We start from the raw sequence: 282 nt of genomic DNA, 5'->3' as shown, positions 1-282 counted from the left end.
TGGCGATCCTGCTCGGCGGTATTGACGCCTCGGGCGGTCTCATCCAGCGGCGCATGGGTCTGCCGGATGCGACGGTTCTCGTGCTGCAGGGGACGCTCTTCATCGTCATTCTCTTCTGCGAAACCTTCTACGGCCGCTTCAAGATCTTCAATCCCGACCTCTGGAAAAGGAGCCTCTGATGGAAGAGACAGGCATCGGCATCTGGGGCGTGCCGCTGGCGATCTTCGCGGGCGCCATTCGCGTTTCCACCCCCCTGTCGCGTATACACATCTCCGAGCCCAC

General features: G+C 61.7%; 2 pseudogenes. Both read left to right on the top strand.

Annotation, left to right across the window (positions count from 1 at the left end):
• Positions 1 to 179, top strand: a pseudogene (locus tag AF337_RS42230) (ABC transporter permease); the annotation flags it as partial.
• Positions 179 to 282 (top strand): annotated as a pseudogene (locus tag AF337_RS42225) (ABC transporter permease); the annotation flags it as partial. The pseudogenes AF337_RS42230 and AF337_RS42225, both read left to right, overlap by 1 nt.

Origin of the sequence: Rhizobium ecuadorense (assembly GCF_001187535.1) — a bacterium.
In the GTDB taxonomy this organism is placed as follows: Bacteria; Pseudomonadota; Alphaproteobacteria; order Rhizobiales; family Rhizobiaceae; genus Rhizobium; species Rhizobium ecuadorense.
The sequence above is the reverse complement of the archived record's forward strand: the minus strand, read 5'-3'. Positions and strand labels throughout refer to the sequence as shown.